Below are 14,365 nucleotides of genomic sequence, written 5' to 3'. Positions count from 1 at the left end.
CGAATGAGAAGGTTTAACGTTCTACAAGATTATATACATCCCGGCGGGAAACGTTAAATCGCTTTGCCACCTGGCGAATTGCTTCTTTTTTAGACACCCCTGTTTCTACAAGGGCTTGTACAGCATCTACATAAGATACTGGTTCATCTGACACTTCACTAATGTCAGATTCCACTGTATCAGCACCACCTACGATGAGGACGAATTCCCCTTTATAGGTGAGCTGTTCTAAATCGTTTACAAGATTTTCCAAATCGGTGCGCACAAAGGTTTCAAACTTCTTGGTTAACTCCCTTGCCACCGTAATAGAACGATTACCAAAGGCTTCATACATATCTTGTAAGACCTCTTGCAATCGATGAGGTGCTTCGTAAAACATCAAGGTTCCCGTTACTTGTGAAAGTCGTTGTAATTCTTCACCCCGATGTTTTCCCCGTTTAGGTAAAAATCCTGCAAAGGTAAATGATTTCGTATCTAAGCCGGATGCAATAAGCGCTGTTAACGCCGCATTTGCACCGGGTAATGGCACTACCGTTATGCCTTCTTCAATAGCTTTTGTGACCAGATTAGCCCCTGGATCAGATATAGCGGGCATACCCGCATCACTGACACAAGCTATAGACTGTCCTTCCAATAATAGCTCAATAATATAAGCCCCCTTTTCTTCCTTATTATGTTCATGATAAGAAATCAAAGGTTTCTTAATATCAAAGTGTTTTAATAATATACCCGTATGGCGCGTATCCTCTGCAGCGATAGCATCAACTTCACCTAGGATACGAACTGCACGATACGTCATATCTTCTAAATTACCTATCGGTGTAGGCACCAAATATAAGGTGCCCCATTTGTTATCGTTCATACCAAGAGGACACCTCCTTTGTGTACACATTAGGTTTGTCATAAACGATGAGTGGCGGCTCTAGTACAAGGCCTGCCTGACCTTGATAGAGAGCCTCTATGAGCACCAGCTTAGCGGGCTTATCTACCATGCCATGAATAAAGCGAATGCGTTTAGCTTGAAAGTTGGCTACTTCTAAATCATGCAATGCATATTGTAAGCGACTAGCACTATAAATCATCCACAAGCGACCTTTACACTTAATAAAGGACTGTACAGCTTTCAAAACCTCTTCTAATGTTGTATGTCCATCATGAAGTGCCAAAGCCCGTTCTTCAGACCTAGGCTTTGCACCGCTTTCACAATCATAAAAAGGAGGATTTACAATAACGCCGTCAAAGGGCTTATCTTGTACATCTCGATACGACATATAGCGATAATCCCCACATAACATTGTTACCATATCTTGTTTACAATTGTGCTCAACACTACGCTGAGCTAACTCAATAAGAGTTTCGTTGATATCTATACCCGTTATATGGCCCGCTCCTAATGATGTCCCTATAAGCGGCATAACACCCGTCCCCGTTCCAAGATCAACATAAGTATGACGACTATTGAAACGACAAAAGTGAATGAGTGCTATAGCATCAAAGGAAAAGCGAAACATATCAGAACGTTGATAAATTTGTAAGCTATCTATAATTAAATCATCAAGTCGTTCTTGATCATTCATCGGGCAATGCCACCTCGGACCATTTCAAGTCGATAGTGCGACCTGCTTCAAGCTGGACCTTCACCGTATGTTTATGATGATTTACTTTCAAGACTTTACCAATACCTTCGTCGGTAACAACCTCCTTACCAATACCTGGAGGTGCTACATCTTGAGAAGCTTGAGGGCGTTCCTTCTTCACATATAGGTCGCCGCCCTTTTTATATAAATCATCTTCGTAGTTAAGGCAGCACATCAAACGACCACAAACACCAGAAATTTTTGTAGGATTTAGACTCAAATTTTGATCCTTAGCCATACGAATCGATACTGGTGTAAAATCACCTAAGTAATTAGAACAGCATAAAGGTCTACCACAAGCGCCGATACCATTTAAGACTTTTGCCTCATCGCGCACACCTACTTGACGTAATTCGATACGCGTTCTAAATACTGTTGCTAAATCCTTAACAAGCTCACGAAAATCGATACGACCATCAGCGGTGAAGAAGAATATTATCTTATTCATATCAAATGTGTATTCCACATTGATGAGTTTCATCGGTAATTTACGATTACCAATTTTTTCAAGACAAATTTCAAAGGCTTTTTCTTCGCGCTCTTTGTTTTTCTCAATTTGTTTTAAATCCTTTGGTGTCGCCTTTCTAATGACAGGCTTAACAGGAGTTACAACAGTATCTTCATAGACCTCTTTAGGTCCAATCACAACTGTACCGTATTCAACGCCACGTGCCGTTTCTACGATAACCCCATCCCCAATGGATAGTTCTAATTGTTCAGGCAGAAAATAATAAATCTTCCCCGCCTTTTTAAAGCGTACGCCAACTATGGTTAGCATTTAATCCTCCTCCCGAGCATCATGAAGGGCGATACTGAGACCGTCCACCACGAGAGCGGTTTTTATATGTAAGCGCAAAGCCCGTTCTGCTTGCAATGTTTCGGTAATAACCTCTGACAGTGCTTGCATAGACCAGCGCGGTAATAATCGTAATAATTGAGTTTTGTACATAGGTACTTGTAATTGTCCGTCTTGAGCCCCCATTTTAAGAGCCATCATATCTCTACTTACAAGGCGTAGCCAGTGCATTAACTCTGTTAGACTTTCACGAGGTAAGCTTTCACAAGCTAGAGAAATCATAGAAAACCATCTCGTTTCAAAGGCCAGAATATCCATTATCTTAACAGCTAACTCTAGCATCTCAATGCGACCTTGAGTGGCCAACTTTTCTACTAATTGTGGATTACCGTGACCGACTAACAAGGCTTGCTCTATATCACCAGTAACACCTCGTGCTACGAGAGCCTTGCGAATCGTATCTATATCAACGCTGTTAAAGCCAACACCCATGCATCTTGAAATAATGGTGGGCAATACGGTGTTAATTTTATTCGTAATAATGATGAAATACACCTGTTCAGGCGGTTCTTCGATGGTTTTAAGCATGGCATTTGCCATGACTGCATTGGCAGTGTGAAAGTCCTCCACAATGACAACGCGGTTACCATTACCTGCTACTGACAGATGATCCTGCAATAATGAATACCACTGCTCCACCTTTAGGGTTGTCTTCATGGGACGAATCCAAAAGGCATCGCCCTTATCCATATAGATAGGCAAACCTTCTGCTTCAATGCGTTTTTCGGTTTCACCATTGGCAAGACGTGCTTCTTTAACGGCCTCTAAATAAGCTTCCCCCTTAGGTTGAGAAAATACTTGCCGTCCCAATAATAAAGACCCGAGACCTATGGCCATATCTAGCTTGCCAAGACCGGCTTCACCATAAAATAAAAGGCTATGCGGTAATGCATTACGACTTACAAGTTCCGATAGGTGTGCCTTGATCGAATCTTGACCAATTATAGAATCAAAATATGTCATAGCTCCTCCTATCAATACATGCTCAATATTAATATTATATAAGAAAAAGGCGACTTTTAAAAGAGTCGCCCTATCCTAAGGTAGCAGATTGACTACTGCTTGATATACATCGTTATGAATTTCTTCAATGGAGCGCAACACATATTGACTTAATGCGTCTTTGCTCGTACAAGGGATGCGATGCCATTGGTAGCGTTCTACTAGCTCTTCATAGGCATCATGAACAGCTACTAAGTACTGATGATTTCCTTCGTGAATATCACCAGTATTACCTCCCGTTTTGCCAGTGCGCTCCGCCATAAGGGCTTCACTTACTTCAAGAGGCATATCTAGTAAACATACTGCATCAGGTATGGGCAAGCCAAATTTTTGGAACTCAAAATCTTCAAGCCAATCTAAAAAAGCAGTCCGTTCTTTAGGATTGTCGTATTTTACCATTTGGTGCACCATATTAGACGTCGTGTAACGGTCCGCAATGATGATGCCACCACTTTTATAGAACTCTTCCCAATCAGTTCTAAAGGAAGCAAAGCGGTCGATGGCGTACATAGAACTTGCCACATAAGGATTTACATCATGTACATCTTTGCCAAATTCACCGGCTAAATACATTTTGATAGGCATAGCTGCACCACTATCGTAATTTGGGAAGCTTACAGATTTAACTGCATGCCCTTCCTTAGTCAAGCGCTCTACCAATAGTTTAGTTTGCGTAGCCTTGCCACTACCATCTCCGCCTTCTAATATGATTAAAGTTCCCATAATTACTCCTGTAACACCCAGATTGTTTCTAATGTCATATCATCGGCTCCATTTGGTACATAACCTAGAGCCTTTCGCTTCTCTATATATTGTAACACAGACTCACTAATCACTTCACCTACAGCTACACAAGGAATTCCTGGAGGATAATAAGCAATCGTCTCTCCAGCAACACGATGTAATGCTTCACTTAACGGAACTTGCTCACGATGAGTATACATGGCATTGCGCGGTGTCACACGAACTTGAGGAAGTGGTAACAACGCGGAATCTTTACTAAGTGATTGAGCCACCTCATCATTTGTACCTATAGCTCTAGAGGCCTCACCTAATACATCATCACTTACAGCTTGCACAGCCTTAATAAGAGCATCTACCGAGTCTTTTGTATCACCAATTGTAATGAGTACTAATACATGATTTGCTTGTACCAATTCTACCTCAATAGAGTATGCTCGTAACATACGTTCAAACTCAACACCTGTTAAACCGAGTTCTTTTGCATCGATTACGACTTTAGTAACATCATAGTTTTTGATCCGGTCTTGAATATCTGTGTATTCCATGGTAGTAATACCAGAAATCTTATGTAACTCATTCCGTAAATATAGGCTCAATTCTACGGTACGGCTTACTAGGTCCTTACCAACTGTGGCCAATTGATGGCGCGCCATATCTAGGGAAGCAAGGAATATATAATTAGGACTCGTACTTTGGAGCATTTGATGCATTTGCGTAATACGACGTTTATTAATTCTTTCGCCTTGGCCTAGTAACCAAGAGGTTTGTGTCAAAGAACCAACTGATTTATGCGTGCTTTGTGCTACTAAGTCTGCGCCCGCCTCAATAGCACCTATAGGTAAGGATTCAGAAAATGGTAAATGTGGACCGTGTGCTTCATCAACAAGAACTATTAAACCTCGTTTATGAGCCTCTTCTACAATATTAACAATATCTACACCTACGCCATAATAATTTGGGTAGACTAAGAGAATCGCCTTTGCCTCAGGGTGGGCATCCATAGCTTTCCTAGCACTTTCTAATGACACACCTAGTGGAATCCCCCAACGTTTATCAAATTGGCAATCCATATACACAGGCTTTGCACCAGATAAGACTAAACCACTTATAACAGAGCGATGAGCCTCACGAGGGATGATGATTGTTTCATCGGGACCTACAGCTCCCATAATCATGGCTTCGATTAGCGCTGTAGTACCATTAATAGAAAACCAACAACAATCTGCGCCATACAATTCAGCTGTTAAGTCTTGAGCTTCTTTTAACGCCCCTTCTGGTTCATGTAAATCATCTAAGGCGTACATAACGCCTAAATCATATGGCAATGCAGGCCCCATCCAGTCTTTTAGACGTTGAGGAGCTTCAGCACCAATTTTATGACCTGGAGTATGAAAGGGCACAAAACGTTGTTCTTTATATGATTCTAAGGCCTCAACAAAAGGCGTTCTTTCTTGATTACTCATATATACCTCGTAAAAAGGGCATGAATCTCTATGAGACTCATGCCCTTATGCATGTATTTATCGATGGGGACGACGTTTGGGATTGAATTGATTCATTCCCTTATCGATACCCACTTCTAAGGTACCTAATACAGCTTTCACTGTATCCTTAATACCTTTTTGTACTTTCTCTTGTGACTCTTCACTAAATGGTGCTAACACATGATCTATGACAGTCCACTGTGGTAATGGACGACCAATACCTACGCGGAAACGAGGAAACTCCTCTGTTCCCAAGTGAGCTATTAAGGACTTAATACCATTGTGACCGCCAGAGCTGCCATTTGGTCGAATTCGCAATTTCCCAACAGGTAAATCCATATCATCATAAATGCAATACACATCTGATGGATCAATCTTATAGTACCGCATCAACGGCCCTACAGACTCGCCACTTGCATTCATAAATGTTTGTGGCTTCACAAGCAATACTTTTTCACCAGCTACGGTAATACTGCATACCTCTGCACGTTGCTCCTCTCTCCAAGGCGTGTGAGATACGCTATCCGCGATGGCATCGATAACCATAAATCCAATATTATGTTTTGTCTTTTCGTATTGCTTGCCCGGATTACCAAGGCCTACTACTAATTTCAAGAATCACCTATTATTTATCAAATAAATTACTTACTGAAACTTCATGAAAGATACGCATAATTGCTTCGCCTAACAATGGAGCTACAGATAATTGCGTTACATTATCTAATTTGCAATTTTCTGGTAATGGCATTGTGTTTGTTACGATAAGCTCTTTAATGTTGGAGTTTGCAATGCGTTCACTTGCTGGATCTGTTAATACAGCATGGGTAACGGCAGCCATAACAGATTTTGCACCAAATTCTTTTAATGCTTTAGCACCTTCTACAAGGGAACCTGCTGTATCTACAATATCATCAACGATAATACAGTTTTTGCCTTTTACATCGCCAATAAGATTCATAACTTTAGCTACGCCTGGTTCAGGGCGTTTTTTCTCGATGATTGCGATTGGCGCACCAATGCGGTCAGCCAAATCACGCGCTCTTGTAACACCACCAAGGTCTGGAGATACAACGATAACATCTTCAAGATTTTTTTCGTTAATATATTTTGCTAAAATGGATGCACCATACAAATGATCCACTGGCACATCAAAGAAACCTTGAATTTGACCTGCATGCAAATCAATTGTTACAAGACGTGTAATGCCAGAAGTTTGCATCAAGTTAGCTACCAGTTTAGCTGTAATTGGTTCACGACCACGAGTCTTACGATCTTGACGAGCATAGCCATAGTAAGGAACTACTGCAGTGATATGACGTGCAGAAGCACGTTTCAACGCATCAGCCATAACCATTAATTCCATTAAATTATCGTTTACAGGATAGCTAGTTGGTTGAATGATAAATACATCTTTGCCGCGTACGCTTTCATCAATCATAATTTGTACTTCGCCATTGTTAAAACGACCTACAAACGCTTCACCTAAAGGCAAACCTAAATAATCACAAATTTCCTTTGCCAATGCTGGATTTGCATTACCTGTGAAAATTTTGAGTTTTTTGCCGTCTTCAAATGCCATTTTGTTACCCTTTCATTTGTTCCTATATTGGTTACTTATCCATAATCATCCATTACAGATACACACTATTGCCTTTTTATTGTATACTATTTTGCTCAAATTGTGTTAAAAATTTATAATATTTTTTTATTTCTTTTTGAAAGTATCGTCTGTTACCCAATTTTCTTTCACAATTTGCTTGCTACGGCCTACCGCTAATGCCTTATCTGGTACATTTTTAGTAATAGTAGAGCCTGCACCTACATAGCTATAATTACCTACTGTTACAGGAGCTACTAAGTTACTATTACAACCTACGAAAGCACCGTCGCCAATTGTGGTGCGATGTTTAACTTTGCCATCGTAATTTACAGTAATCGTACCACACCCAATATTAACGCCAGAACCTACGTCGCTATCGCCAATATAAGATAGATGTGGGAACTTAGTTCCTTCTCCCACATTAGAGTTTTTAACCTCTACGAAATTACCTACATGAACCTTATTGCCAAGCACAGTATTAGGACGTAAGTGAACATATGGACCAACATCTACGCCATCTTTTACTTCGCAATCATGACCATATGTGAAATGGATAATCGTATCATTACCAACTTTCGCATTTGTTAAACGAGTATGTGGACCAATTTCACATCGCTCACCAATTACAGTATTACCTTCAAGGATTGTACCAGGATACAAGATTGTATCTGCCCCTACTATTACCTCTGGCGCTACGTAAGTATTTGCTGGATCGATAATTGTTACACCTGCTGTCATTAATTCAACATTTTTACGGTGTTTTAAAATATACTCAGCTTCAGCTAATTGCAAGCGAGAGTTTACGCCCAGAGACTCTTCAAAGTCTTTAGTCATATACGCACTTACCTTGTCACCGCCATTTACAAGAATACCGATTACATCCGTAATATACAATTCACCTTGTGCATTATCGTCAGATAGTTGATCTAAGCAAGGCCATAATTTTTTGCTATCAAAGGCATACATACCAGTATTTACTTCTTGAACAGCTAATTCCTCTGGTTTACCATCTTTTTGTTCTACAATACGTACTACGGAACCTGATTCATTACGAATAATGCGACCATAACCAGTTGGATCAGGCATATGTGCTGTTAAAATCGTAGCAGCTGCACCAGAGTTTTTATGCTCCTCTAAAAGAGCTTCTAAACTTTCCTTTGTAACAAGTGGAGTATCACCGCACAACAATAAGATTGTACCATCATAATCACCAAGCACTGGTTGAGCCATTTTTACGGCATGTCCTGTACCATTTTGTTCTTCTTGGCGAACGAATTCAGCGCGATTACCTAAATAATTTTGTACCGCATCACCACCAAAACCTACGATAACCACGTCACGATTTGTACCAATTGACTGAACTGTTTCAAGAACGCGCTCTACCATAGCTTTACCGCCAACCTTGTGCAATACCTTTGGCAATTTAGACTTCATGCGCGTACCCTTACCAGCAGCTAAAATGAGGCTTGCAATATTCATAGTAATCTCCTATCTATTATCTCTTATATGTCAGACATTTTAATATTAATTACATTTTAATTATTAGCCAATATTTACTATTAAACTATTATACCAGCCTATGATGTGCTTAATATTAACTTTTATTCTTCATCAAATACAGGTTCAATACTTATTTTCTTTGTATTTTCATCAATACCATAGAAGGTAAATAATGATTCATAATCATCGATTAGCTTTGGATTTGGTTCTGCTGTTGCCACTAAAACACCAGTCCCCACAACGACACCACTCATTTCAAGGACAAGTTCTTTTAATCCCTTTGCAGTACCACCAGCTTTCATAAAATCATCGATAATCAAAACTCTAGCATTCGGTGGAATAGCGCGCTTAGTAAGCGTCATAGTTTGAATACGACCAGAGGAACCTGTTACATAGTTAATACTAATGGCCGAACCTTCAGTCACCTTACTATCACGACGGGCAATAACAAGAGGTTTATTGAAAGCTCTTGCTACCATGACAGCTAAGGGAATCCCCTTTGTTTCTACGGTCAAAATATAATCTGGATTGCGATCCATAAAGCGAGTCATAATAATTTCCCCAAGGCGAGTCATTACATGCCAGTCGTAAAGAATATCAGACATATAAATAAAACCGCCAGGAATGATACGATCTGGCTCCATTAAACGAGCTTGTACATCTCGTAAAATATCATTGGCTTGAGAGCCTTTACGATGAGGAATAAATCGCACCCCACCAGCTACACCTGCTACCGTTTCTAAAGTGCCCAGTTGAAAGTGTTCCATAGACTGTCTTACGCAAGTCAAATCTTCACTAACTGTCGATTTTGCCATGCCAAAAAAGTCACAAAAATAATTTAAAGGAATCAATTTTTGCGGTGAATCAACTAACAATTTTGTCATTGCCACCATTCGTTCCACGCGCCGTACTTTATCCATAGAATTTCCTTTACCATTCATCATATAACCATTGATTATACTCATCTAATAAAAATCATGAGTTATCTCAAATATATCTTTTATTTATTATATCATAATTTCCGAATATTCGAGGTTATAAAAATACTATAATTCGGTAAAATAAAAAACTCTCTAGTACATATTTCTTGAGATAAGTCGATTAAACCTATCTTAGAATAATATACTAGAGAGCTTTGATTATAAAACGTAAACTTTTACAGTTTGACGACCAAACTGCAATGCTTCAGCTCGAGAGTCATACGCTAAGTCAATGCGATGTCCTTTAATAGCACCACCAATATCGTCGGCTACAGCATACCCATAACCTTCAATGTATAATCTCGTACCTAATGGAATTAATTTAGGATCTACAGATACAATGCCCTTCTTTAAGCGACTACCAGTAGCTGTATAATTGCCATTTCCAGGATCTTGAGCAGAATAAGCACTTGCCTGCATAGTTAAAACTCGAGAGTATTTATTCGGTACACCATTATGACTTAATTCTGTACCATGTCCACCATAACGAGTCTCCATCTTTTCTAAAGCATTCATCGTGGTCGGACCAACACGGCCATCTACAACAAGCCCTTTAGACTTTTGAAATTTTCGTACGGCCTGCTCTGTATTATGACCGTAGATACCATCTACAGAATCATGTAAAAAACCTTGATGCTTTAACATAGTTTGCACCTTGCTAACATGATGCCCCCGTTGTCCCCGATCAATCGTTTTTGCCAATGAAACAGAAGATACCATTGTAGTCATACAAACAAGCGTACATGCAATAATTATTTTTTTTACCATATACACCCCACCTTACAACAAGTAGTATACTATATAGTTTTAAATAATCTATAAACCATAGATTCTCTGTCAATATCAAAAATGCATATATATTAAGTTTTTAATAAAGATTTCAAAGGATGTATCCCATATATATCATAAGAATATAGGGTAACAATGAAAAATCTCCACTGCATACTGATAAAGTTTTCATTTAGAATTATTCTTCTAAATTTGAAATACCATTCAGACTACAATGGAGATTAATACATTTATTTAAATTTAGCAGTTATGATATACACCAATATGGCATTCCTTACGATTCGCACCAACAATACGTAAGAATACATAGCCAATTACTGCAGAGATTAAGGAGCCTAAAATTACACCACTTTTAGCCATTTCTCGCGCATGTCCTGGAGCAAAGGCCAAAATAGATACGAAGATACTCATTGTGAAACCGATACCACATAAAATAGCTGTACCATATACATGTTTCCAATTTGCTTCTGTTGGCATTGGTACAAGACCACATTTTACCATAGCAAATACAGCGCCAAAGACACCAAGTTGTTTACCAAGGATAAGGCCTAATGCAACACCAAGTGCTACCGGATGAGATAATTCATTAATAGTTACATTACGTAAATCTATACCTGCATTAAAGAAGGCAAAGATTGGTACGATCAGGAAGCTAACCCAGTTGGATAGTAGATGTTCCCAATGTTGCATGGGGCGAACGTACTTACGGCCACGTCTACCTTTTTCAGGAATTGTCATGGCTAAGATTACACCAGCCATGGTAGCATGTAGACCAGATTTTAATACACAATACCAAAGGATAAAACCTAAAATGATATATGGTAAAGGTCTTACATAGCCTTGTTTGTTACAGTAAATCAACGCACCTACAACTACCGCTGCAGCTATTAGATAGAATGTTTGTATGCTTGCAGCATAGAAAATAGCAATTACAATAATAGCCATTAAATCATCAATAACAGCAAGAGCTGTTAGAAATACCTTCATCGAGTTTGGCACTCGTGAACCTAAAGCGGAGATGATACCGATAGAGAATGCAATATCTGTAGCCGTCGGTATAGCCCAACCACGAATATATTCAGGATCAAAACCTGCAATTAAGTAGTAAATAAAAGCTGGCGTAAGAACACCGAACAAAGCAGCAATACCAGGCATTATACGCTTGGCATTCGTATTAAGCTCACCTGCTACTAACTCACGCTTAACTTCGAGTCCCACAAATAGGAAGAATATCGCCATCAAAGCATCATTAACCCATTCAAGAATTGTTAAATTACCGATATGGTGATTAACAATCTGGAAGTATTGTTCAGATGCTGGAGAGTTCGCTAAAATAAATGCGAGTACTGTTGCTCCTAATAATACAGACGTAGCTGCACCTGGAGAACGTAAAAATACAAATATGCGTTCCATTTGAATCCTTTCTATACTTTCAAAAGATTACCTTATTAAATTTTACCACGCACCTTGCGTATTTGGTAAGCTAAAATTAGAACAACTGCACCTAGTAAACCAGCTACAATCGAACCTATAAAAATACCTACCTTAGCCATCTCTTGAGTTATACCCGGTGGGAAAGCCAATGTCGCAACAAAGAGACTCATAGTAAAGCCAATACCACATAAAATGGCTGTACCATAAATCTCAGGCCATGTCGTATTAGATGGCATCTTAATCACTTTAGATTGAACCAAAATATACACGGCAGAAAATATGCCTAATTGCTTACCTAAAATTAAACCTAATGAGACACCTAAAATCACGGGATGGAATAAGTTTTCCATAGAGAAATCCGTAAAAGATACACCAGCATTCAAGAAACTAAATAGTGGAATAATAAGGAAGTTTACCCAATTTTTTAAGGCATGAGCCCATTCCTCCATTGGATATACTACTGTATCCAAAACTTTACCTTTAAATGGAATCGTCATTGCTAATACTACACCAGCAATAGTGGCATGAACACCAGATTTCAAAACAAAATACCAAAGAACTAAACCAAGTACACAATACGGTAATGGTCGTAAATAGCCTTGTTTATTAGTATATACCAATAAACCTGTCACCGCAGCTGCAGCTATTAAATCCATAAAATTGACGCCAAATCCATAAAAGAGAGCAATAACCACTATGGCAATTAGATCATCAATAACAGCTAAAGCAGCTAAGAAGGCTTTCATCGCTGAAGATACCATATTACCAAGCATTGTAATAACGCCTATAGCAAATGCGATATCGGTAGCAGTTGGAATCCCCCAACCCGGTCTAAACTCTGGCATATATCCAGCAGCAAAGTAATATACTATAGCTGGAGTAATAACGCCTGCAAATGCAGCTAATACAGGAAGAACTCGCTTTGAATTCGTATCAAGCTCACCAGAAATCATTTCCTTCTTAATCTCTAAACCAACATATAGGAAAAATAACGCCATTAATGCATCATTTACCCATTCTAATATAGTAATAGGGCCAAGATGTATATGCATTGTAGCAAAGTACTGATCAGCCATTGGTGAGTTAGCAACGAGCACACCTAAAATAGCCGCGGACAGGAGTGATATGCCACCTGCAGACTCTGATTGGAAAAATGCTTTTATATAGTTCATTAAGCACCCCTCTATTCTATTATTTAATATACGAAAAGTACGTATAATTCAATATAATGATAACATATTATTTCGAAAATAATCAATACAGTTAGTATGTATACATAGACATAGGCTATATCAAATTAAGCATATAGATTTATTTAGTATCTATTCATATCAATATTTATATGTTACAATATGTACATCGTGCGGGCGTAGTTCATCGGTAGAATGCGAGCTTCCCAAGCTTGAGAGGAGGGTTCGATTCCCTTCGCCCGCTCCATATATAAAATAATCGTGATGTGATATACATCACGGTTATTTTTTTGTATAATGTTATAATAAATATGAATTTGTATTGTATATTTTTTTACAAGGAGTATTTCATGAAATTAAGCGCAAGAAACCAATTAAAAGGTACAATTGTTGAAATTCAAGAAGGCGCTGTAAATGCGATCGTAAAGATTAATGTAGGTAACGATAACATCGTTACTGCTGATATTACAGTTCAATCTGTTAAAGAATTAGGATTAGCAGTTGGCAAAGAAGTTGTAGCTGTTATCAAATCCACTAGCGTAATGGTTGGTGTAGAATAATAAAAAATAGTCGCTTCGGCGGCTCTTTTTTGTATATAAATTAATAATTTTGTATTATATTGATATGAATAAAAATGAGCCATGTAAACTATTTTAAAGTAGCTTATTGGGCTTTTATGTTTTATATAGTTAGCGCAATAGAAATTATAATTACCGATCTATGAAGTAACTCAACTGGTTTACGGTACGATACCATAGTTGGTACATACTGCAATATCAGTTAGATAAAGCAAATTTTCATAAATTTAGAGTTGCTCGACTGGTTTACGGTTCAGTAACATTGGCACATTGTGCCGCGTTACCATGTAAATTTAATTTACCTCCTACCACTAGCCGCAGCTTCCTATCACACTTGCCCATGGCAGTATTTAAAATAGTCTTTTAATGTACGGTACTGATTGTAGGGCTTCGTCGAAGGTGATGTGTGGGCCCCATGCGTCGCATAGACTTAATTACTTCTCGGTGGCCCTACTTGCTTCCTCACTGTGGATTTCCCTTCTCTGCTTCGCAGCTCGATAAATCTTACGTTCGGAAGAAGGTGATGTGTGGGCCCCATGCGTCGCATAGACTTAATTACTTCTCGGTGGCC

14 protein-coding genes and 1 tRNA gene are annotated in these 14,365 nt (G+C 38.9%); 2 read left to right on the top strand and 13 right to left on the bottom strand.

Annotated features, from left to right (window positions below; genetic code table 11):
* Positions 1-13: 13 nt before the first annotated feature.
* From rsmI to nhaA (RWZ05_RS00015), 13 genes are all read right to left on the bottom strand, one after another.
* On the bottom strand, positions 14-862 hold the full coding sequence (rsmI, locus tag RWZ05_RS00075) for a 16S rRNA (cytidine(1402)-2'-O)-methyltransferase (RefSeq protein ID WP_314640860.1): 849 nt from the start codon (positions 860-862) through the stop codon (positions 14-16).
* On the bottom strand, positions 852-1,577 hold the full coding sequence (locus tag RWZ05_RS00070; RefSeq protein WP_314640858.1) for a methyltransferase: 726 nt from the start codon (positions 1,575-1,577) through the stop codon (positions 852-854). The genes rsmI and RWZ05_RS00070 overlap by 11 nt, the downstream gene beginning before the upstream one ends.
* A complete protein-coding gene (locus tag RWZ05_RS00065; protein WP_314640857.1) occupies positions 1,570-2,415 on the bottom strand; it encodes a stage 0 sporulation family protein in 846 nt (281 codons plus the stop codon). The genes RWZ05_RS00070 and RWZ05_RS00065 overlap by 8 nt, the downstream gene beginning before the upstream one ends.
* Complete coding sequence (locus tag RWZ05_RS00060; protein ID WP_314640855.1) at positions 2,416-3,456, bottom strand: hypothetical protein; 1,041 nt, start codon at positions 3,454-3,456, stop codon at positions 2,416-2,418. It lies immediately after the preceding gene.
* Between the two features lie 75 nt (positions 3,457-3,531).
* Positions 3,532-4,218 (bottom strand): thymidylate kinase, encoded by a 687-nt coding sequence (locus tag RWZ05_RS00055; RefSeq protein ID WP_314640853.1) that lies wholly within the window; start codon positions 4,216-4,218, stop codon positions 3,532-3,534.
* Between the two features lie 2 nt (positions 4,219-4,220).
* Positions 4,221-5,702 (bottom strand): aminotransferase class I/II-fold pyridoxal phosphate-dependent enzyme, encoded by a 1,482-nt coding sequence (locus tag RWZ05_RS00050; RefSeq protein ID WP_314640850.1) that lies wholly within the window; start codon positions 5,700-5,702, stop codon positions 4,221-4,223.
* Positions 5,703-5,759: 57 nt separating this feature from the next.
* A complete protein-coding gene (gene pth, locus RWZ05_RS00045; RefSeq protein WP_314640849.1) occupies positions 5,760-6,338 on the bottom strand; it encodes an aminoacyl-tRNA hydrolase in 579 nt (192 codons plus the stop codon).
* Positions 6,339-6,348: 10 nt separating this feature from the next.
* The gene (locus tag RWZ05_RS00040; RefSeq protein WP_314640848.1) at positions 6,349-7,302 is read right to left on the bottom strand and encodes a ribose-phosphate pyrophosphokinase; all 954 of its coding nucleotides are present in this window, start codon (positions 7,300-7,302) and stop codon (positions 6,349-6,351) included.
* A gap of 126 nt (positions 7,303-7,428) precedes the next feature.
* On the bottom strand, positions 7,429-8,802 hold the full coding sequence (gene glmU / locus RWZ05_RS00035) for a bifunctional UDP-N-acetylglucosamine diphosphorylase/glucosamine-1-phosphate N-acetyltransferase GlmU (protein WP_314640846.1): 1,374 nt from the start codon (positions 8,800-8,802) through the stop codon (positions 7,429-7,431).
* Between the two features lie 122 nt (positions 8,803-8,924).
* Positions 8,925-9,743 carry a pur operon repressor gene (purR, locus tag RWZ05_RS00030; RefSeq protein ID WP_314640845.1) on the bottom strand — a complete coding sequence of 273 codons (819 nt, stop codon included), beginning with the start codon at positions 9,741-9,743 and terminating at the stop codon, positions 8,925-8,927.
* A 219-nt stretch (positions 9,744-9,962) separates the two neighbouring features.
* Positions 9,963-10,571: a peptidoglycan-binding protein gene (locus tag RWZ05_RS00025; RefSeq protein WP_314640844.1), complete on the bottom strand. Its 609-nt coding sequence runs from the start codon at positions 10,569-10,571 to the stop codon at positions 9,963-9,965.
* 261 nt (positions 10,572-10,832) lie between these two features.
* On the bottom strand, positions 10,833-12,005 hold the full coding sequence (gene nhaA, locus RWZ05_RS00020; RefSeq protein WP_314640843.1) for a Na+/H+ antiporter NhaA: 1,173 nt from the start codon (positions 12,003-12,005) through the stop codon (positions 10,833-10,835).
* Between the two features lie 35 nt (positions 12,006-12,040).
* Positions 12,041-13,198: a Na+/H+ antiporter NhaA gene (nhaA, locus tag RWZ05_RS00015; protein ID WP_314640842.1), complete on the bottom strand. Its 1,158-nt coding sequence runs from the start codon at positions 13,196-13,198 to the stop codon at positions 12,041-12,043.
* A gap of 191 nt (positions 13,199-13,389) precedes the next feature.
* On the opposite strand from nhaA (RWZ05_RS00015), the gene RWZ05_RS00010 reads away from it, so the two are divergent.
* Together RWZ05_RS00010 and RWZ05_RS00005 are read left to right on the top strand one after the other, a co-directional pair.
* A tRNA-Gly gene (locus RWZ05_RS00010) sits at positions 13,390-13,463 on the top strand.
* A 103-nt stretch (positions 13,464-13,566) separates the two neighbouring features.
* On the top strand, positions 13,567-13,776 hold the full coding sequence (locus tag RWZ05_RS00005; RefSeq protein WP_314640841.1) for a TOBE domain-containing protein: 210 nt from the start codon (positions 13,567-13,569) through the stop codon (positions 13,774-13,776).
* Positions 13,777-14,365 lie beyond the last annotated feature (589 nt).

The sequence above is a fragment of the uncultured Veillonella sp. genome (genome assembly GCF_963543145.1).
GTDB lineage: Bacteria > Bacillota > Negativicutes > Veillonellales > Veillonellaceae > Veillonella.
This window is presented reverse-complemented; position numbering and strand designations above follow the sequence as displayed.

Excerpts from the sequence above, each read along its gene's own strand:
- rsmI (WP_314640860.1), bottom strand. The coding sequence starts at position 862 with ATGAACGATAACAAATGGGGCACCTTATATTTGGTGCCTACACCGATA.
- RWZ05_RS00070 (WP_314640858.1), bottom strand. The coding sequence starts at position 1,577 with ATGAATGATCAAGAACGACTTGATGATTTAATTATAGATAGCTTACAA.
- RWZ05_RS00065 (WP_314640857.1), bottom strand. The coding sequence starts at position 2,415 with ATGCTAACCATAGTTGGCGTACGCTTTAAAAAGGCGGGGAAGATTTAT.
- RWZ05_RS00060 (WP_314640855.1), bottom strand. The coding sequence starts at position 3,456 with ATGACATATTTTGATTCTATAATTGGTCAAGATTCGATCAAGGCACAC.
- RWZ05_RS00055 (WP_314640853.1), bottom strand. The coding sequence starts at position 4,218 with ATGGGAACTTTAATCATATTAGAAGGCGGAGATGGTAGTGGCAAGGCT.
- RWZ05_RS00050 (WP_314640850.1), bottom strand. The coding sequence starts at position 5,702 with ATGAGTAATCAAGAAAGAACGCCTTTTGTTGAGGCCTTAGAATCATAT.
- RWZ05_RS00040 (WP_314640848.1), bottom strand. The coding sequence starts at position 7,302 with ATGGCATTTGAAGACGGCAAAAAACTCAAAATTTTCACAGGTAATGCA.
- glmU (WP_314640846.1), bottom strand. The coding sequence starts at position 8,802 with ATGAATATTGCAAGCCTCATTTTAGCTGCTGGTAAGGGTACGCGCATG.
- purR (WP_314640845.1), bottom strand. The coding sequence starts at position 9,743 with ATGGATAAAGTACGGCGCGTGGAACGAATGGTGGCAATGACAAAATTG.
- RWZ05_RS00025 (WP_314640844.1), bottom strand. The coding sequence starts at position 10,571 with ATGGTAAAAAAAATAATTATTGCATGTACGCTTGTTTGTATGACTACA.
- nhaA (WP_314640843.1), bottom strand. The coding sequence starts at position 12,005 with ATGGAACGCATATTTGTATTTTTACGTTCTCCAGGTGCAGCTACGTCT.
- nhaA (WP_314640842.1), bottom strand. The coding sequence starts at position 13,198 with ATGAACTATATAAAAGCATTTTTCCAATCAGAGTCTGCAGGTGGCATA.
- RWZ05_RS00005 (WP_314640841.1), top strand. The coding sequence starts at position 13,567 with ATGAAATTAAGCGCAAGAAACCAATTAAAAGGTACAATTGTTGAAATT.